Origin of the sequence: Xenorhabdus sp. SGI240 (assembly GCF_040081915.1) — a bacterium.
In the GTDB taxonomy this organism is placed as follows: domain Bacteria; phylum Pseudomonadota; class Gammaproteobacteria; order Enterobacterales; family Enterobacteriaceae; genus Xenorhabdus; species Xenorhabdus bakwenae.
On record NZ_JBEBMB010000128.1, the window covers coordinates 1 to 1,125 of the forward strand.

At 50.2% G+C, this 1,125-nt stretch carries 1 protein-coding gene; it reads right to left on the minus strand.

The features are described 5' to 3' along the window. Positions 1-95 precede the first annotated feature (95 nt). On the minus strand, positions 96-1,125 hold a 1,030-nt coding region (locus ABLA76_RS16960; RefSeq protein ID WP_348988832.1), incomplete at its 5' end, for an STY4528 family pathogenicity island replication protein.

Sequence of the window (1,125 nt, forward strand, 5' to 3'; positions counted from 1 at the left end):
GCAGAATTCGGGTTAATTAATTTTCAGTCACAATTGATACCGCCAACAATGTACAAATTTCAATCTCTGTTGGCACTGCCAACACCGTACAATTTTTATTCAGCATTACCCTGATTGTATCTCACTAAATTTAGCCGCTGACGAATATCCTTCACTACACTGCGCACATGTTCTTGCGAGGATGGTGATACTGAACGGTGAGCTTCATCAATCAATTCAACATGCTGCCTTGCAGATTCAGCAACGGTAACAACGGGGTCAGACTGACCGGATTGAGCATACAATTTCCCTTCACGGGCTCGCTTCATCATCGCCAACAGCCATCCCACCGGATTACTGATTTTTCCTGCTCTTAAGGCCTTGTCCAGACTGCTTAACATCGCTTGTCCCTGCTCTACCGGCAGAGCTTGCAGCTGATGGGTTAACATCACCGCATCTTCTGGCTCCAGCTGCCTGCAAAGCCCTTCTGGCAGAGAAATGGCTGATTGCTGATCAACGTACGTTTTTTTATTCACACTCTGTGTGAAAGAACGTACGTTACCGTTCGGTTTAGCTGATCCACTATAAGACGTTGATTTAAGACTGAGTTCGGATACCGAATTCAGCTCAACCTGCCCCGTTAGTGGGCTTAGTTCGGTTTCCGAACCCGGCTGAATTCCCCTGAGTTCGGTTTGCACCTCTTCCTTTCGCAACTCAGATCCCAGCTTCTGGCGCATGACGCTTTGCTGCGGCGTCTGCACGGCATTCAGCCTTTCTTCCAGCAGGCGAATATGGCTATGACGATGACGCATCAACGGGTCGTCTTTGATATCGGTCAGGACGTCCCGGGCCGTCTGGCTGATGGTGCGATTTTTACTGCGACAGGCTTCCGACACGGTATCCAGCCAGTGGGGATCGAGAATCTCGGCATCACGGCAGGTCAGCGGCTCATCGTGCTGCGCATAAATATTGCCCCGCACCCGTCCGTGTTCATCCCGGAGTCGCTTGCATAAACTCAGCCAGCCGGTTATTCGCAGCATCAGTAATACCCGGCTGACGGTTTCACGAGACGCCTTACCTTTATAGGGTGAAGCCAGCAATACCTGCAATTCATCATAACTGGGGAAAACCGCGCCTTCATTTTGT